The organism is Thermococcus sp. Bubb.Bath (genome assembly GCF_012027595.1).
Lineage (GTDB): Archaea > Methanobacteriota_B > Thermococci > Thermococcales > Thermococcaceae > Thermococcus.
Window position 1 is genome coordinate 293,522 of sequence record NZ_SNUR01000001.1, and the last position, 16,327, is coordinate 309,848.

Here is a 16,327-nt window from a genome sequence, read left to right on the forward strand (position 1 = left end):
GGAGCAGAATCAGAGGCTCTTCAGGTATTCGGTGTAGGCCTGGGCGTCCATGAGCTCCTTGAGCTCCTCTTCGAGGTTGCTCGGCTTGAGCTTGGCTATCCAGTTCTCGTAGGGGTCCTCGTTGAGAAGCTCCGGGCTGTCCTCGAGGGCCTCGTTGACCTCGACGACCTCACCGCTGACCGGGGCGTAGACTTCGCTAACGGCCTTGACGCTCTCCAGCTCGCAGAGAACGTCTCCCTTGTTGAATTCTGCCCCGACCTCTGGAAGCTCAACGTAAGCCAGATCGCCGAGCTCCTTCTGGGCGTAGTCGCTTATCCCGACGAGAACGGTTCCGTCCTCAAGGACCTGGGCCCACTCGTGGTCCTTGGTGTAGTACATGCCCTCATTAACCTTGTATTCGCCGACTTCGATCATGAACATCACCGATCATCGTATCAAATTTGACCATTTAAACCTTTCTAAGGTCACTCATGAAGTCTCTTCACTATTTCCATAGTTTAGGTCGTCTTCACACCCATCCAGAGCTCGAATTACTGGTTTGGGGCTATTCCCTTTCTCTCAAGATAATTTTCGATTTCGAGAACGTCCTCCGGGGCCAGCTGAAACACTCGCTTGGATGAGTAGGGCATCCCCTCTGTTATCTCTCGAATTGCCGATTTGTCCGCTCCTATCATGTGGGGGGATTTCTTGAGTGCCGCTGCCACGGTGCTCCTCCTGTGCTGGAAGAGGGCTTTCACGAGGTTTTCATTGAGTTCGATCCTCTCTCCCTGAGGTTTTGGCTCAAGGATCACCACCGCGGAGTCAACTTTTGGCTTGGGCCAGAAAGCTCCCCTACTTATCCTCTCAACGAGTTTTGTATGGGCTTTAGCACGAACCATGAGGGAGAGTCGGGAGTAGTTTTTCTCTCCAGGTTCGGCCACCATCCGCTCCGCAAACTCCAGCTGGTATATCAGAACGGCCTTCTCAAATTCGTGTTTCAGGAGCTTAAATGTTACGGGGGAGGATATCTGATAAGGCAGGTTTGAAAGAACCTTGTTGAAGTCGGGAAAAGGCACTTTGATTGCATCGCCGTGGATTATCTCGACATTGGGCCAGTCGTACTCCCTTTGGAGGATCTCGATTATTCTCCTGTCCTTCTCAATGGCATACACCTTCCCGGCTCTCCTACTGAGAGGATCTGTTAGAACACCCAATCCCGGCCCTATCTCAAGAACTGTGTCCCTCTCAGAAACCTCAGCTCGCTCAATGTTCCTTTCAATTATGTCTGGAACCACTAAAAAGTTTTGACCGAGGTCTTTCCTCGGGTTGAGGTGGTACTTGGAAATTAAATAGAAGAGGTGATCCCTCATTCCCTGAAGAGCCTCCTTGAGCCTACGAAGAGCCTGTACTTGTCCTTGCCCTCTATCTCCTCGACGATCCTCTTGGCTATCATCTCACAGGGATCATGAAGGCCTTTAACCCTGTTCTTGAGGTCTTCGAAGCTCTTAAAGGGCTCCTTCTTCCTTTCGTCCAGGATATCCCACATGAGTTTTTTGCCTATTCCTGGCAAGAGCTCTAGGCTGTGGAGCCTGTTGGTTATAGGGGGTGCCATGTTGAAAAACTTGACAAAGCGCTCTTCGTGATTCTTGATAATTTCCTGCACAACGTAGGGCAGTTCCGCCTTTGCCGCGGCGGTAAGTTCATCGTAGCCGATTTTACGGTTGATCATCAGGATTTTGTCCCTCTCACCCTTGCCGATGAAAACCCTTTCGTAGACCGTCAGGTCGGTTTTGGGTGTTACCTCAAGGAGGGTGAACGCAGTTTCACCTATAACCTGTCCCACGGGCTTTCCGGTTCTCCTTCCCGTCCTTATATCGGTATATCCCTCTGGAAGGTAGTCCAGCACGTAGGCGTATTCCTCGTACTCCTTATTGTGCCTCTTCTTTTGAACACTTTCTCTATATGAGTGGCGCCTGTAGTAGTCCATCTTCTCTCCCCCAGAATTAGTCATTTCCAGAGTTTTTATAGTTTGTGAGAGAAAGTTAAAAAGAAAAGGTCATTCAACGGGCCTGTACTCATCGAGGAGCTTTATTATGGCCTCAGCCTCCTCAGGAGAGGGCATGTACTCCTCTTTGGAGAATATAACGCGCATGTCCGTGTAGTCCTCCGGCATGAGGTCTATGAGTTTGACCGCTATCCTCTCAGTGAGCCAGTCGTAGAGCTCCATGAGCTTGGCCCTGAGCTCCTCGGCCTGCTCAGGTTTGAGCTTTGCAAAGCGCTCGGCGTGCTCAAGGCTAACTCTAGCCTCGTAAAACATGGGCTCTTCAGGGTTCTCCTCCATGCCCTCCTCCCGTCTCTTTGCGAGGAGCTTTCCGGCCTCAGCTATAGCGATGTAGTGCTCCTCAATCTTCTTCCGCCCGATCATACTCATCCCTTCTGGGCCCTGAGGTGAACCGGGTGGACGAAGAAGGTCTTGACCTTGCCGCCGTCGGTGAGCTGGACGATGTATGCATCTCCGCGCTTTCCGACGACGGTCCCGGTTCTTCCGTGGAACCTCGGGTCGGGCATTCCGCGGTGGTAGCTCGGCTCTATGACGATGTGAACCTTCTGCCCGACCTCGAACTCCTGGAGGAACCTGGTGAGCGGCGGAAGTCCCCTCCTCCTAGGGCTCTTGCTTAGCTTTCCGCGCGTCTTCCTCCTGAAGCTGTGCGCTTTCTTAACCATGCTAATCCCTCCAATATGGGTTTTCAATCAGGGCTTCAACCCTTTCAGCAAACACGAACACGATTAGCTTCCCGGACATTCTTTTCGCTTTTCACCGTTAGTTCCCCAACTAACCCGGTCCGGGAATCAGTGAAGCCTCTGGTGAAGCGTTTATAAATTTTTCACCTACCTTTAGAAGAGGCTGTTAGACTTCATTATCAAGCACGTTCAGAACATCTAACCTCTCACACACGGCCTTCTTGCCCAGCAGTTCCGCCACGGATGGGCTGGTTCTTCCCTCATCCCCGGATATCAGCTCCTTTATATAGAGCCCGCCATCGGTTACCAGTCGGAGCTCGAAGTGCCTCTCGTCCACCCACCTGGCCTCCGCCTCGTGAACCCTCCTGACGCGGACTTTATCTGCCCTCGAACGCTCCACGCGACGGGGAGTTCTCTGGCGAATTTCCATACCTGTGAGGCTTTCCGCCACCATCTCCGACTCTTCGGGGGTTACTCCCTCCTCAACATAAACGAGGGCCAGGTATTCCTTTTTATGGGAGGTGGAAAGCAGCATGCTGGCCTCTTCAGAAGTCATAAACCGTAGACCAAGAACCTCCACTTTACCGCTCTCATTTATCACCCTCGCAACCTCCTCGAGGTCAACCCGCCTCTTCCTGGGCCTTTTAATCTCTACCACGAATGGCCTTCCGTTTCCAAGCGTCCTGACGTCGGCGTCCTCCCTTCCAGCCCCTTTGAATACACATTTCCCTCCAAACGCCTTGGAGAACTCGCGACAGATTATCGAAGCTACGCTCTCCTTAAATCCCCGCAGAGGGGTCTGAGGAATGCCCCTGACGAGTTTTCTATATCGTCCGTAGACGTGGATGGGTGAAACCTGAAGCTCAATCTTCCAGGAGTACGGCTCGACTATGAACAGTACGTCGGGTTTTCTTGAGGGTTCCTTACCCGTGGCCTCGGCGAACGCTTTCCCAAGCTCCCGGTTGAACTCGCGGTTGAGGGGTTCGCCTGTTTTTATGCCAAGCTTCCCCCACAGCTCCTCTTCTCTCCTGAGAATGTCTTCGGGGAACCGAGAGCCTATGAGGAAAGTTTCGAACTCGATTCTCTCAACTTCTGATTTCATTACCTCAACAAGCTCAGGAATCCTATCAAAGACGTTACCGCACAGTTCACACCTCTTAGGCTCTTCAATGGGTTTCTCTCCCCTAATTGACCTCTCCATATTAATTACAAAGCGTACAGCCTTACCTCTCTCCTCGTCGGTTCCCTTTCCGAGCTTTGCGAAGAGCCTCCCAAGGCAGTGGTCGCAAAGTTTCACTGTTTTAAGCGCCTCCTCTCCCTTCCCAGTTATCATCGTTTCACCCCGTCCGTAAACTTTAAACCCCTCTCTTTTCACCTTTCAGTGATGACGAGGAGGGAACGGATAATAAGCCTTTTGGAGGAGAAGGACTACTCGCCGAGCGAGTTGGCTAGGGCACTCGATCTGCGGGGAAAGGGGGCAGTGAAAACCATTCTAGAAGACCTAAGGGTCATACAGCGCGTTGTGAAGAGGGAGGGGAAAGTTCTCCTGATAAAACCCGCCGAGTGCAGGAACTGCGGCTTCGTTTTCAAGCCGGAGATAAAAGTCCCCTCCAGGTGCCCCCACTGCAAATCGGAGTGGATAGAAGAGCCAAGGTTTAAGATAGAAAGCAAACTCTGATCACTCTTTTGCCTTTACGAGGAGTATGTCGCCGATGGAAACCACGCGCTCGTAGGGGATTCCAACCTTCTCTCCGGGGAGGGCGAGCGCTATGACCTTTCCGCGACCGGTGTCGATGTCGATCAGGATTTCATCCACGTAGCCCACGTAGTTGCCCTTCGTGTTGTAAATCTGCTTCCCATAAATCCTTGAGAGCCTCAGGACCATTTTAACCACCGGGGTTCTATAGACTTTCTCCTATTTAAGGTTTAAGGTGCGAGCGCATCACGAGCAGCAGCGCCGCCATCATGAAGGAGCCTATTGCCCCGATGACGCCTATGAAGATTGCCCCCAGGGCCATCCTGGGTTCATCGAGAAAGCCGGCCGCCCCTATTATGGCCATCCCCGTTAAGGCTCCGCCGAAGTAGGTCAGACCTGAGAGAAGCACGTCCGCTATTCCCGAAGGTTTTTCCAGGTAAAGGGGAGCGATGGAGAGTGTTATTACTGTGAAGAGCATGCCTCTTGAGAACCACACCCCTGAGAGCGTCAGCGCCAGGAGAATAGCCCCCAGTCCCCCAGCGTAGGCGATTGAAGAACATTTAAACTCCCATTTGATCCCTGCGAAGATGAGTCCCCCAATGAGGGCACCCAGGAGGTAGACCCACCATGTGCTGGATATGGAAGCGTAATCGGGCATCAGCTTCACGACTACCAATAGGGCCGCAAAGACTCCAACCCCCATTCCTGCGGGGATGTTTTTGAGATTCACTTTTCTCCCTCCTCAGTTATATAGAGCTTCAGCCTGTCGCCATCCTTCAATCCAAGGCTTTCCCTCAGGTTGGTCGGTGCTATAATCTCAGCTATCTTCGGAGGGTGGACGGTTCTGGATGGGACGACTATAGCACCGTTAACTCCTTTTATCCTGACCGAGTATGCTTTAACGTCCCCGAAGCTTCTACCTCCTTTCACGAAGCCGGGGATCAGAGTGGGTCTAACGGTGCAGAGGGCATCGAATATCGTCCTGGGAAATATGACGCGGAGGTTGAGGGTGCCCGGATACGGATCGAAGCCAAGGTACTCGTGTATCCTCTCCCGATACTGTTCTATGTAATACGCCCCCTCGCCGAGACCGGAGATGACTTCCCCCACAATAACACCATTGTAAAGGGCCTTTCCAAGTTCTGAATACAGGTTTTCGAGGTACTCCATGGCTTTTTCAGTGAGCTCAACGTACGTTCTCCTTCCCAGCACTTCCCTCTCAAGTAGCCCCTCTTCCACGAGGGAATCTATCGAACGGAGGGCAGTCTGGGGGGATACCCCAAGCTTTTCCGCCAGTTCTCTCACGGTTATAGCTTTTCTTTCACCTATCGCACCCAGTTTAGCGAGTTCGAGGAGCAAAGGAATTTTCTCCATAGCTGGCACCCTTTGAGAGTTTGTCGGCAATCCTGAGCGGAAGGGGATAGCCGTTCCTGTTTAAAGCGTTAACTATCTCGACCGCCAAGGGCAAGTCGATCAAGTGCCCAACGCTCACGTAGGCCTTTCCGACCTTTACCCACGAGCCTTCCGGGACATCCCTAAGCGGCCGTTTGGCAATCCCGATCGTTGGAATTCCAAGGACGAGGCCGAGGTGAGATGCCAAGCCGTATCCCCTCGGGTGAGCCCTTCCGTGCCCCTCAGCGAGGAGAACGTCAGGTCTGTCCCTCCCAACTACAACGAGAACAGGCCGCGTTTCCCTGAGGAAGAAGAAAGTTGAGACATACGGGAAACTCGCCTTCACCTTAACAACCCTCTTTTTCAGCAGTTTGCAGTCCGGGAAGGAGCAGAGCACGAAGGCAGCTCTGGCTATATTATCCTTGTAAGAGACATCAACGGCCCCAACCGTTCTGACCTTTGAGACCTCCAGCGGGCTCTCAACTACCCTTTCAGCAAGCTTTCTTTGAACTTTGGCTATTTTCTCAAGGAGTTCATTGGGAGCTCTCTCCATTTCCCACCGCCGCGTTCAGCTTCTCCTCAAGCCTCTTGTTCAGCTTGGCCCTCGTGAGGTCTTCGAGGGTTCTCTCAAGTATGTGTCTCGCCTGATCCTGCTTCGTCCTGACGTTCACGAGGCCTTTGGGGTACTCAAACGCCATCAGCTCACCGTAGAGCTCTTCCATGAAGCGGTAGACCTTTTCAGCTTCCTCAACTTTCCCATCGAGTAGCAGAAGAAGAAACCTTCTCCGCAGTTCTCCGATGAAATCGCCAAACCCGAGGATGTAGTCCGCCTCTGGAATTCCCAGCTCCCACGGGTCGGGGAGCTCCCGCCCCTCAATGTAAGCGAGAAGAAGGCTCGCTTCGGCGAACTCCTGGTTGGCGGTCTGGACGTAACCTGAGTAGTAGAGCATCGGGTAGTTCTCCAGCTTTTCCTTCAATCTTCTCACGAGCTCTCCGGCCTTACCAAGTCTGTCCTCGGCAGTTTGAAAATCCCCTCTGTGGGCGGCTTTGACAGCGTCCCCGCTCAGTCGCACTATCTCACGGGTAATCCTGAGCGCCTCTTCCCTCATGGAGTCGGCTTCGTCTAGATAGGCCCTGATTTTTTCCATCGTTTTCTTGAGCTTCATACCATCACCATCTCCCCTTTGGTGAAAGACCTTAAAAGAGAACCCGGTATCGTTTTATAGTGTTCGACAGAGACCCCAGGGGGATGGACATGAAGGACAGGAAGATAGACCTTTTCATGAAGAAAAACAACCTCAACATAGGGGATTTGGTTCGTGTAACCGAAAGAGACGGTTCCACGTATGAAGGAAGGGTGATGCCACCCTACGAGCTTTCTCCGGGAGAGACGCTCACGATTAAGCTTGACAACGGCTACAACATCGGCATTTTGATAGACGCTATAGAGAGCATTGAAGTCGTTGAGAAGGCTAAGGAAGCCCCGAAGATGGAGTTCAAGGAAGTCCTGCCGAGAAAGGAAGGGCTTCCGGGGGTTACCATCCTTGGAACCGGCGGAACGATAGCGAGCAGGATAGACTACAAGACCGGTGCTGTCCACGCGGCTTTTACGGCGGAGGAGCTGGCCAAGGCAGTCCCGGAGATATTTGAGATAGCGAACATAACACCCAAGCTCCTGTTCAACATAATGAGCGAGGACATGAAGCCTGAGTACTGGAAGAGAATAGCCCACGAGACTGCTAAAGCCCTCAACTCCGGTGAGGACGGTGTTGTCATCGCCCACGGAACGGATACACTCGGTTACACGGCTGCCGCACTCAGCTTTATGCTCAGGAACCTCACCAAGCCAGTAGTTCTCGTGGGTTCCCAGAGGAGCTCTGACAGGCCGAGCAGCGACGCCGCCACCAACCTTATCTGTTCAACGAGAATGGCAACGGCCGATGCCGGTGAGGTCATGGTGGTCATGCACGGAGAAACGGGCGACACCTACTGTTTGGCCCACCGCGGAACCAAGGTCAGGAAGATGCACACGAGCAGGAGGGACACCTTCAGGAGCATCAACGACATTCCAATAGCAAAGGTCTGGCCCGATGGGAAGATCGAGTACCTCAGGTACGATTACAGAAAGAGGAGTGAGGGCGAAGTCGAGGTTGACGACAGCTTCGAAGAGAGGGTCGCGATACTCAAAATCTATCCTGGTGTAACGAGTGAGCTCCTTGAGTTTTTCGTTGATAAAGGCTACAAGGGAATCGTCATCGAGGGAACCGGTCTCGGCCACACCCCGAATTACATGATTCCGGCCATTGAGAGGGCCGTTGAGAACGGAGTTGCTGTCTGCATGACGAGCCAGTGTCTCTACGGTAGGGTGAACCTCAACGTCTACTCCACCGGAAGGAGGCTCCTCAAGGCAGGCGTTATACCCTGTGAGGACATGCTTCCGGAGACGGCCTACGTCAAGCTCGGCTGGGTTCTCGGACACACTGACGACCCTGAAGAGGTAAGGAAGATGATGCTGGCCAACTACGCCGGCGAGATAACGCCCTACACGAGGTTTGACACGTTCCTGAGGTGATGATGATGACCGATAAGTTCAACTACGAGGAGCTCGGCCTTAAGGTCGGTCTTGAGATACACAGGCAGCTCGACACCAAGAAGCTGTTCTCACCCGTCCCGAGCGAGTTCAGCGAGGAAGTTGACTTCACCTTTGAAAGGAGATTGAGGCCCACGATGAGCGAGCTGGGAGAAATTGACCCAGCAGCCCTTGAGGAGTTCAAGAAGGGAAAGAAGTTCATCTACGAGGGCAACTACAAGCTTACGGACCTCGTTTACATGGACGAGGAGCCGCCGAGGGGGCCGGAGGGGGAGGCCCTTGAAGTTGCCCTCCAGATAAGCTACCTCCTCAACGCCAAGCCGGTCGATGAGGTTCACTTCATGCGCAAGATCGTCATAGATGGATCAAACGTCTCGGGCTTCCAGAGGACCGCGATAGTGGCCATGAACGGGAAAGTTGATACCCCCTGGGGAAGCGTGGGTATACCCACAGTCTGCCTTGAGGAAGACGCCTGCCGTATCGTCGAGAGGAAGGAGAAGGAGGTAATCTACCGCCTCGACCGCCTTGGAATCCCGCTGGTCGAGATAAGCACCACTCCGGACATACACCATCCGGAGCAGGCGAAGGTCGTTGCCAAGTACATAGGCGACGCTTTGAGGGCCACGAGAAAGGTAAAGCGCGGCCTGGGAACCATCAGGCAGGACCTCAACGTCTCGATCAGGGGTGGAGCGAGGGTCGAGATAAAGGGCGTCCAGGAGCTTGACATGATACCCCTCATCATAGAGCGGGAAGTCGAGAGGCAGCTGAATCTGCTCAAGATACGGGACGAGCTGAGGAAGAGGGGCATTAAGCCGGAGGGCATCAAGGAGGAGTTCTACGACGTGACCGAAGTCTTCCAGAGCACCGGCTCAAAGATAATCGCAAGGACGATAAAGAAGGGCGGCAAGGTTCTCGCGGTAAAGCTCCCCAAGTTCCGCGGTCTCATCGGAAAGGAGGTACAGCCTGGAAGAAGGCTCGGAACGGAGATGGCCGACAGGGCCAAGAAGTACGTTAAGGGCATCTTCCACATTGATGAATTACCGAATTACGGAATTACAGAATTAGAGGTTAACGCTGTTATTGAAAAACTTGGTCTTGGGGAGGAGGACGCCTTTGTCCTCGTCGCGGCAGAGGAAGAGACCGCCAAGAACGCGCTCCGTGAGGTGGTTAAGAGGGCCCAGGAAGCCATTGAAGGCGTTCCGGAGGAGACGAGAAGGGCCCTGCCCGATGGAAACACGCAATATATGCGCCCGCTTCCAGGAAAAGCCAGGATGTACCCTGAAACAGACATACCATCGATATTCCTCCCGCCGGAGGAGAAGCAGAGAATAAAGGCCAACCTACCCGAGCTCCCACAGGAGAGGGTTGAGCGATACGTTAAGGAGTACAGGATAGATAGGAGCCTCGCAGAAACTCTGGTAAACGACGAGCGCGATGAGCTCTTCGAGGAGCTAATAAAGGGTGGAGTTAAACCGTCATTAGCGGCCTCAATACTCGTTGTCGTCCTCAAGGGGCTCAAGAAGGAGGTCCCGATAGAGAAGGTCACCGACGAGCACATCAGGGAGGCCTTTGAGCTCTACCTCGAAGGGAAGATAGCGAAGGAGGCATTTGAGGAGATATTCAAGGAGCTTGCCCTCCATCCGGAGAAGAGCGCAAAGCAGGTGGCAGAGGAAAAGGGACTGACGCTCCTCAGCGAGGAAGATGTTGAGAGGATCATAGCTGAGGTTATCCACCAGAATATTGACGTCATTAAGGCCAAAGGGATGGGTGCAATGGGCATGATAATGGGCAGGGCGATGGCGAAGCTTCGCGGAAGGGCAGACGGAAAGCTCGTCAACCAGATCGTAAGGAAGAAGATTCAGGAGATAGCGGGCTGAGGTTTTTAAGCCCTTTTTCCTGATCCCTTTTGTGGAAAGAAATGAAGGCCCGGTTCACTGTCTTCTACTGCATTAGAGAGGACGGGCTAAAGGATCTCAACATAAAGGGCTACCTCAAACTTTTCGGGCCGGATGTTCAGGCTCTCACAGATGCCCTCTTTCAGATCGCCCAGACTTCGGAGGTAATAACAGTTCTAAGGGCTAATGCAGGTGATTATTCCGTTGTGTACGTTGTCCCCGGGGAGGTTAAGGGAGTCCAGTGCAAAGAGGCCTACGAGTTCCTTGTCCAGAAGGAGATGGGTCTGTCAAAGGTGGCCGAGGAGATAGCTGGAAAGAATTCAGGTGGACCAATCCTAAGCGGGGCTTTAATTCTGGCTGGAATAGCGGTTTTATTCTACACAGGCTACCACTATCACATGCTCTCGGAGATGAACAACCTGCTGCTCCTCTTCGTGGGCCTTCTTCTCAGTGTTCTCGGCGGCTTATTAAGGGGATATCAGAAGAAGAGGGTCAGGATATCGGCTCCCCGTCACTGGTCGGAGTGAGGAAAACCCTCCCGTTTAAAGTTCTTGATGTTGATCTTTATGTTTGGCCTTTCCACTAAAAACGCAACGTTTTTAAAATTCAAAGTAGTATAGCTAGCCAATGAAAGCGAGGGGCAAGTTTTCAAGGATAACCCACCGATGGATGCTGAACAAATATGTGATGTACGCCCGGATTAGATGTGAGGCTCTTTCGATGTGTGCCTCAAAGCTGGAGGCAATTTTCAAGGCCTCTGGAGTTGGGTTCGTCAGACTGCTCGAGCCCGATCCCGATACTCTTGCATCCTATGCGGACGGGCTCTACCCCGGAAGTCCGTTGAGATAGTCGAGCTTACCGATGGGATGAGCAGGATGTTCTATCTGGCTGCACCCCAGGTTCCGGTTAGGCTGGAGGGAGAACTTAAACCCGAGTTTACCCTTTTCTTCAATGTGAAGAGCAGGAAAGCCCTAGAAATTCTTCTTAGAATACTCGGAAAGAATAGAATCAGCGGAAAAAGATACAGACGCCGTTCCGGGATAAACTTTGCGATAAGCTTTCTAGGGAGCTTCTTCTTCTCGGTCCTCTTTAACTTTGGAAATTACTGGCTCCAATCCATTGTTTTCCTTGCCCTCACAGTTTTAATATACCTCATCATTGACTACCCCTTCTCACTCCTCTACCTCAAAGGTGTTGAGGTGCTCTCCCATGATCCCTTCAAGAAGAAAGCGAAGGTCGTCAGGATTGAGAGAATAAGAAAGACCACTGAGAAGGCTGAGTAGGGCTTTTAAACTTCCCTGCGATTATGGGAACATGATAACCGAAGTCCTCCTCGCGGTGATTCTGCTGTGGGACGGCTACTTCTTCCTCCGATACCTGCTGAGTCTTGGGGGGAGGTGTCCCACCTCGTCATGGGCCCCAAAGGTTAGCATTCTAATACCGGCTTATAACGAGGAGAAAAACATAAAGCGCGCAATAGACGCGGCCCTATCTCAGGACTATCCCAGTTTAGAGGTCATAGTTGTAGATGATGGCTCAACGGACGATACTTACAATGCTGCTTCCTCGATAAAAGACCCTCACCTGAAGGTTCTCCGGATCCCTCACTCCGGGAAGGCGAGGGCATTAAACGCGGGTCTTGAAGTTGCCTCTGGAGAAGTTATCATCACTACTGACGCCGATGGGTGGCTGGAGAGGAACGCCGTCGGAAGGCTCGTCGAGAGGTTTTATAGGGGGGATGTAGTCGCCGTCGGCGGGCAGGTCAGGGTCTTTCCAGGGGGTTTTCTGGAGCTGGTGCAGGACATAGAGCACATCAGGATAGCGACCTTCCGAAGAGCCTACGAGCTGGAAAACCTAAGTCTCGCTCCCGGCCCGGTTTCAGCCTTCAGGGGGGATGCCCTTGAGAAAATCGGGGGCTTTGCCAATGACCTCGTTGAGGACTACGCGACCACTATCGCAGTTAAAAAGCTGGGAAAGGTGGTTTACGCACCGAAGGCGAGGGCCTGGGTCAGGATGCCGACTTTCCTCGGAAGACTCTGGAGACAGAGGAAGAGGTGGTTTCTCGGTGATCTTCCCAAGCTCGGTGGGGGACCTCTTAAGGAGAAGGCTTTTCTGGTGGTAAGCGACGTGGTTGCCTTCGCGGACGTTGTCTTTCCAATTCTTGCGATTGCCTTTGGTAAGTGGGTGCTTCTCCTTGTTTTTCTGGCCTTTGAATTCATCACGATGGCAGCCGCGGTGTGGAGGGAAGGGGGTCTCGTTAGGGAGGTTCTTCTCTTCCCCATCGTCCTGTGGTTCTGGGCGGCCTTCTACCTATCGCTTCACGCCTATGGCTATCTGAGGTTTGCGCTCTCAAAGGGTGAGCCGGCAGAATGGAAGTGAAACGAGGGGACAAATGGTAAAAGCCAAAGATTACCCCCCGTTCAAAACCTCGTCTATAGCTTTTTTGAGCTCGTCGTAAGCTTCTTGGAGGGACTGGGGGATGACCTTCGTGTCGGCAACAACAGGCATGAAGTTCGTGTCACCATTCCAGCGTGGGACGATGTGAAGGTGAACGTGGTCGTCTATTCCCGCTCCAGCAACCCTGCCAAGGTTGACACCCATGTTGAAGCCATCGGGGTTCATTGCTTTCGTTATGGCCTTTATCATGAGCTGTGAGAGTTTCATAATCTCGAAGAGCTCATCATCGGTGAGGTCTTCCCACTTTCCGACATGCCTGTAGGGGGCTATCATGACGTGGCCGGGGTTGTAGGGGTAGTTGTTCATGATCACAAAGGCATGCTCCCCGCGGTAGAGGATGAGCCTCTCCTTATCCCGGTTCTCCTTCGGGAAGTCGCAGAATATGCAACCGTCATGCTTCGGTGAGCGTATGTACTCTATCCTCCACGGTGCCCATAGGGTCTTCAATCTCTCACCCCCGGCGGAGGATGGATGGGAGGGTTAAAAAGTTTCCGCGGTTAAGGGGACGAAAAATTTATAACGGCGGTTCCATTCCATTAGACGGGATGGGCCCGTGGTCTAGACTGGTTATGACGCCACCCTCACACGGTGGAGGTCCGGGGTTCAAGTCCCCGCGGGCCCACCATAGAAACTTTGCCTGCGCAAAGTTTCATCAAAGTTCGTAGCTCTTTCTATAAGAGCAGAATCTCACAGGATTTTCTCATCAATGGGACCACTTGAATATGAGAACTCTCAAAGTGCTCCTTTAGGGAGTTTAACTCTAAAATCAACGCCCGGAGGGCGTCAAAGAAAGTATAAACCTCTTTTTAAGAACCCTATTTAACGTGTTCTCATCTGAAGATGGACACTTATAGTGTAAAATTCCCGTATACGGCTTTTTTCCGAAAAGAGCTACGAACTTTTGGTGAAGTCTTTCTAAAAGCTCCAATGCTACTTTCACTATCGCTCAAGCGTCCTTAATGGATAACGGAAAGTTTTTGCCTGTTTTATCTCGCTTGCTTTTTGCTTTGGAGTAAGTTTCCTTAGTGAAGTGTTTCCCAAAAGCCCTCCCGGCGAAGTTCAATGTGGATTCAGTCGGCTTTATAAAGCTGTATGGAGTTAGTTGTTCCGGTGGTTATGATGATAAAGGTGCGCGTGCTCGGAAGGGGCATAGAAAAGGAAATCGAATGGAGGAAGGGGATGACGGTTGCAGACGTGTTGAGAGAGGTTGGATTCAACACTGAGAGCGCCATAGCCAGGGTTGACGGGAGAGTGGCTCTCGAAGATGACCGTGTGAATGATGAGGCCAGTGTTGAGGTCATCCCCGTTGTTTCGGGGGGCTGACTTCTCTTTTTGCATCATGCAGAATCAAAATAAAATTGCAGGGATTAAGAGGGTCAAAATGAGTAAAATAGAAAAGCTCACTCCGCGAGCCTCTTCTTCATGAAGGCCTCGAACCTGTCCATAGCCTTCTCAAGGATCTCCACGGGCGGGAGGAAGACGATGCGGAAGTGCCAGTCACCGGCCTTTCCAAACCCGGAGCCGTGGACGAAGAGGACGTGGGCCTCATGGAGGACGTCCATAACGAAGTCGAAGTCGTTCTTCCACTTGGAGCGCTCATCGATGCGTGGGAAGATGTAGAACGCTCCCTGTGGCTTCTGGGCGCTTATTCCCGGTATCTCCTGCACGCGCTTGTAGATGTAGTCCCTCCTCTCCTTGAGCTTCGCCATGTATCTTTCGAGGTAGTCCATCGGGCCGTTGAGACCGGCTATTGCCGCAAACTGGGCCGGAGTGTTCGGGCAGACCCTTATCCTGGCGAGCTTGTCTATTGCTTCCCTGACCTCGGTGAGCTTGTTCTCGGGGTCCACATAGTAGAGGTAGCCGAGGCGCCAGCCTGTGGCAAAGTAGATCTTGGAGAGGCCGTTCATGACGATAACCGGGACGTCCTTGGTGAGGGAACCGGGCGACACGTGCTTGCCCTCATAGGTCATCATGTCGTATATCTCATCGCTGATCACCGGAAGGTTATACTCACCCGCCAGATCTAGGATGGCTTTAACTGTCTTCTTCTCGTAGAGCGCGCCGGTGGGGTTGTTCGGGTTTATTACTGCTATTCCCTTCGTTCTCTCGTCTATGAGCTTTCTTATGTCGTCTATGTCCGGCTGCCAGCCGTTCTCCTCCACCGTCACGTACTCCCTGGGTTCTGCACCGTAAAACTTGACGAGGCCGACGTAGGGTGGATAGCTCGGACTGGGAACCAGTATATTGTCGCCTGGATCAAGAAGCCCTCCAAATACGAACTGTAGAGCCTCTGTAACCGCGGCTGTAACTCTTACATCGTCCGCCGTAATGTGCACGCCGTTCTTCCTCTTTTCGCGCTGAACGACCGCCTCCCTCATCTCCGGAAGGCCCTCGCTCGGCCCGTAGTAGTTGTGACCCGCCTTTATAGCGCGACAATATGCTTCTTGCATGTGCTCGGGAGGCTGGAAGTCGTACTTTCCGGGGTCGCCGATGTTGAGCCTGATGACGTCAATACCCTTCTTCTCAAGCTCCCTCGCGGGGAGGATGACGTCCCTGATGGCGTACTCAATTCCCATTGCCCTTTTCGATGGGCTTATCATATCAATCACCATCTAAATGTTGAAAACCTCATCCTAAAAACCTTCCGTCCGGGAAAAGGCTTATTAAACCGCCTTTGGATCCCCTTCCATGAACGTCCTAATCCCCCTCATCGTCGGGCTTGGACTGGGCTATCTTCTCCAGAAGGTTCATTTAACTAGTAACATAGGCCGAAAAGCCCTCGAAGTTGTCATTTCCCTCAGCGTTCTCCTCCTCATCTTCCTGATGGGGGTGAACTTCGCGGAGACGGGGATAAACGTTGGGAACGCAACCTTGGTGTCCGTGGTTCTTGCGGTTCTGACCTCCCTTGGGAGCCTCATCCTTGCGATCATCCTGTGGAGGTGGGAAAGATGAGCAAATTTAGCATCCTGGTTTTCTCGGCTCTCCTCCTGGGTATTGCAGTCGGTTTTCTGTTTCACCCGAATATCGGAAAGGGTTACGAGTTTGCCCTCTACGTTCTCATTTTCCTGATAGGAGTTGACATCGGCGGAAGCCTTAGTGAGGGAACTGACAGAATACCAAAAAAAGCGCTGATGCTCCCCTTCTCCACCCTCATTGGCTCAATCGCCGGGGCGGCACTGGGGGCAGTCGTTATGGGGCTCTCCTTGAAGTATTCAATCGCCGTTGGGGCCGGCTGCGGGTGGTACTCCCTCACGGGGCCGGTGATAGCGCCCTACTCTGCGTTCTACGGTGCGGTTGGATTCCTAGCTAACATCCTGCGCGAGCTCCTTACTGTTGTGCTCTACCCCCCCTTGATAAGGCGCATCCCCAAGGGGGCGGCCGTTTCAATCGGCGGGGCAACGACGATGGACACTACTCTGGGACTCATTGCAAAAGCCGGCGGGAGGGATGTGGCATTGACAGCCTTCATCCACGGCTTCATCCTGACCGTGCTGGTGCCGTTTATCCTCCCTGTAATTCTGGGAATTTAGAGGGGAGCAAAATGTGAAGGAGAGAAATGGGGAGAAAAGTAAGAAC

At 52.7% G+C, this 16,327-nt stretch carries 22 protein-coding genes, 1 tRNA gene and 1 pseudogene; 11 read left to right on the forward strand and 13 right to left on the reverse strand.

Annotation, left to right across the window (positions count from 1 at the left end; all coding sequences use genetic code 11):
- Positions 1-9 precede the first annotated feature (9 nt).
- From gcvH to E3E29_RS01590, 6 genes are all read right to left on the reverse strand, one after another.
- A complete protein-coding gene (gcvH, locus tag E3E29_RS01565) occupies positions 10-414 on the reverse strand; it encodes a glycine cleavage system protein GcvH (RefSeq protein ID WP_167909789.1) in 405 nt (134 codons plus the stop codon).
- Positions 415-530: 116 nt separating this feature from the next.
- Positions 531-1,349: a 16S rRNA (adenine(1518)-N(6)/adenine(1519)-N(6))-dimethyltransferase RsmA gene (gene rsmA / locus E3E29_RS01570; RefSeq protein ID WP_167909200.1), complete on the reverse strand. Its 819-nt coding sequence runs from the start codon at positions 1,347-1,349 to the stop codon at positions 531-533.
- A complete protein-coding gene (locus tag E3E29_RS01575) occupies positions 1,346-1,966 on the reverse strand; it encodes a DUF655 domain-containing protein (RefSeq protein ID WP_167909201.1) in 621 nt (206 codons plus the stop codon). The genes rsmA and E3E29_RS01575 overlap by 4 nt, the downstream gene beginning before the upstream one ends.
- 69 nt (positions 1,967-2,035) lie before the next feature.
- Complete coding sequence (locus E3E29_RS01580; RefSeq protein ID WP_167909790.1) at positions 2,036-2,404, reverse strand: RNA polymerase Rpb4 family protein; 369 nt, start codon at positions 2,402-2,404, stop codon at positions 2,036-2,038.
- A gap of 2 nt (positions 2,405-2,406) precedes the next feature.
- On the reverse strand, positions 2,407-2,703 hold the full coding sequence (locus tag E3E29_RS01585; RefSeq protein WP_167909202.1) for a 50S ribosomal protein L21e: 297 nt from the start codon (positions 2,701-2,703) through the stop codon (positions 2,407-2,409).
- Between the two features lie 184 nt (positions 2,704-2,887).
- Complete coding sequence (locus E3E29_RS01590; RefSeq protein WP_167909203.1) at positions 2,888-4,054, reverse strand: tRNA pseudouridine(54/55) synthase Pus10; 1,167 nt, start codon at positions 4,052-4,054, stop codon at positions 2,888-2,890.
- Between the two features lie 48 nt (positions 4,055-4,102).
- Here E3E29_RS01590 and E3E29_RS01595 point away from each other — a divergent pair, with 48 nt between their 5' ends.
- Positions 4,103-4,399 (forward strand): transcriptional regulator, encoded by a 297-nt coding sequence (locus E3E29_RS01595; RefSeq protein WP_167909204.1) that lies wholly within the window; start codon positions 4,103-4,105, stop codon positions 4,397-4,399.
- Here E3E29_RS01595 and E3E29_RS01600 read toward each other — a convergent pair whose 3' ends face one another.
- The 5 genes and pseudogenes from E3E29_RS01600 to E3E29_RS01620 all read right to left on the reverse strand — a co-directional run.
- Entirely contained in the window at positions 4,400-4,606 is a 207-nt protein-coding gene (locus tag E3E29_RS01600; RefSeq protein ID WP_167909791.1) for a PRC-barrel domain-containing protein, read from the reverse strand.
- A gap of 34 nt (positions 4,607-4,640) precedes the next feature.
- On the reverse strand, positions 4,641-5,147 hold the full coding sequence (locus tag E3E29_RS01605; RefSeq protein WP_167909205.1) for a hypothetical protein: 507 nt from the start codon (positions 5,145-5,147) through the stop codon (positions 4,641-4,643).
- Complete coding sequence (locus tag E3E29_RS01610; RefSeq protein ID WP_167909206.1) at positions 5,144-5,791, reverse strand: DUF120 domain-containing protein; 648 nt, start codon at positions 5,789-5,791, stop codon at positions 5,144-5,146. The genes E3E29_RS01605 and E3E29_RS01610 overlap by 4 nt, the downstream gene beginning before the upstream one ends.
- Positions 5,757-6,362, reverse strand: a complete 606-nt coding sequence (locus tag E3E29_RS01615; RefSeq protein ID WP_167909207.1) for an endonuclease V — start codon at positions 6,360-6,362, stop codon at positions 5,757-5,759. Before E3E29_RS01615 ends, E3E29_RS01610 begins: the two co-directional genes overlap by 35 nt.
- Positions 6,343-6,981, reverse strand: a pseudogene (locus E3E29_RS01620) (haloacid dehalogenase); the annotation flags it as partial. The gene E3E29_RS01615 and the pseudogene E3E29_RS01620, both read right to left, overlap by 20 nt.
- An 83-nt stretch (positions 6,982-7,064) precedes the next feature.
- Here E3E29_RS01620 and gatD point away from each other — a divergent pair.
- The 6 genes from gatD (at position 7,065) to E3E29_RS01650 (ending at position 12,673) form a co-directional block, all read left to right on the forward strand.
- Entirely contained in the window at positions 7,065-8,381 is a 1,317-nt protein-coding gene (gatD, locus tag E3E29_RS01625; RefSeq protein WP_167909792.1) for a Glu-tRNA(Gln) amidotransferase subunit GatD, read from the forward strand.
- 5 nt (positions 8,382-8,386) lie between these two features.
- Entirely contained in the window at positions 8,387-10,276 is a 1,890-nt protein-coding gene (gatE, locus tag E3E29_RS01630) for a Glu-tRNA(Gln) amidotransferase subunit GatE (RefSeq protein WP_167909793.1), read from the forward strand.
- Between the two features lie 41 nt (positions 10,277-10,317).
- Complete coding sequence (locus E3E29_RS01635; RefSeq protein ID WP_167909209.1) at positions 10,318-10,821, forward strand: hypothetical protein; 504 nt, start codon at positions 10,318-10,320, stop codon at positions 10,819-10,821.
- Positions 10,822-10,921: 100 nt separating this feature from the next.
- Complete coding sequence (locus E3E29_RS01640; protein ID WP_167909210.1) at positions 10,922-11,143, forward strand: hypothetical protein; 222 nt, start codon at positions 10,922-10,924, stop codon at positions 11,141-11,143.
- Between the two features lie 17 nt (positions 11,144-11,160).
- Positions 11,161-11,577 carry a hypothetical protein gene (locus E3E29_RS01645; RefSeq protein WP_167909211.1) on the forward strand — a complete coding sequence of 139 codons (417 nt, stop codon included), beginning with the start codon at positions 11,161-11,163 and terminating at the stop codon, positions 11,575-11,577.
- 31 nt (positions 11,578-11,608) lie between these two features.
- Positions 11,609-12,673 carry a glycosyltransferase family 2 protein gene (locus E3E29_RS01650; RefSeq protein ID WP_167909212.1) on the forward strand — a complete coding sequence of 355 codons (1,065 nt, stop codon included), beginning with the start codon at positions 11,609-11,611 and terminating at the stop codon, positions 12,671-12,673.
- Positions 12,674-12,703: 30 nt separating this feature from the next.
- On the opposite strand, the gene E3E29_RS01655 is transcribed toward E3E29_RS01650, so the two are convergent.
- Positions 12,704-13,198, reverse strand: a complete 495-nt coding sequence (locus E3E29_RS01655; protein ID WP_167909213.1) for an HIT domain-containing protein — start codon at positions 13,196-13,198, stop codon at positions 12,704-12,706.
- A gap of 100 nt (positions 13,199-13,298) precedes the next feature.
- Here E3E29_RS01655 and E3E29_RS01660 point away from each other — a divergent pair.
- Both E3E29_RS01660 and E3E29_RS01665 read left to right on the forward strand, forming a co-directional pair.
- Positions 13,299-13,376 (forward strand) — tRNA-Val (locus E3E29_RS01660).
- A 494-nt stretch (positions 13,377-13,870) separates the two neighbouring features.
- Positions 13,871-14,074 (forward strand): MoaD/ThiS family protein, encoded by a 204-nt coding sequence (locus E3E29_RS01665; RefSeq protein ID WP_167909214.1) that lies wholly within the window; start codon positions 13,871-13,873, stop codon positions 14,072-14,074.
- A 77-nt stretch (positions 14,075-14,151) separates the two neighbouring features.
- On the opposite strand, the gene E3E29_RS01670 is transcribed toward E3E29_RS01665, so the two are convergent.
- Positions 14,152-15,351 (reverse strand): pyridoxal phosphate-dependent aminotransferase, encoded by a 1,200-nt coding sequence (locus E3E29_RS01670; RefSeq protein WP_167909794.1) that lies wholly within the window; start codon positions 15,349-15,351, stop codon positions 14,152-14,154.
- Between the two features lie 88 nt (positions 15,352-15,439).
- On the opposite strand from E3E29_RS01670, the gene E3E29_RS01675 reads away from it, so the two are divergent.
- Both E3E29_RS01675 and E3E29_RS01680 read left to right on the forward strand, forming a co-directional pair.
- On the forward strand, positions 15,440-15,703 hold the full coding sequence (locus tag E3E29_RS01675; RefSeq protein WP_167909215.1) for a hypothetical protein: 264 nt from the start codon (positions 15,440-15,442) through the stop codon (positions 15,701-15,703).
- A complete protein-coding gene (locus tag E3E29_RS01680; RefSeq protein WP_167909216.1) occupies positions 15,700-16,281 on the forward strand; it encodes a lysine exporter LysO family protein in 582 nt (193 codons plus the stop codon). The genes E3E29_RS01675 and E3E29_RS01680 overlap by 4 nt, the downstream gene beginning before the upstream one ends.
- Positions 16,282-16,327 lie beyond the last annotated feature (46 nt).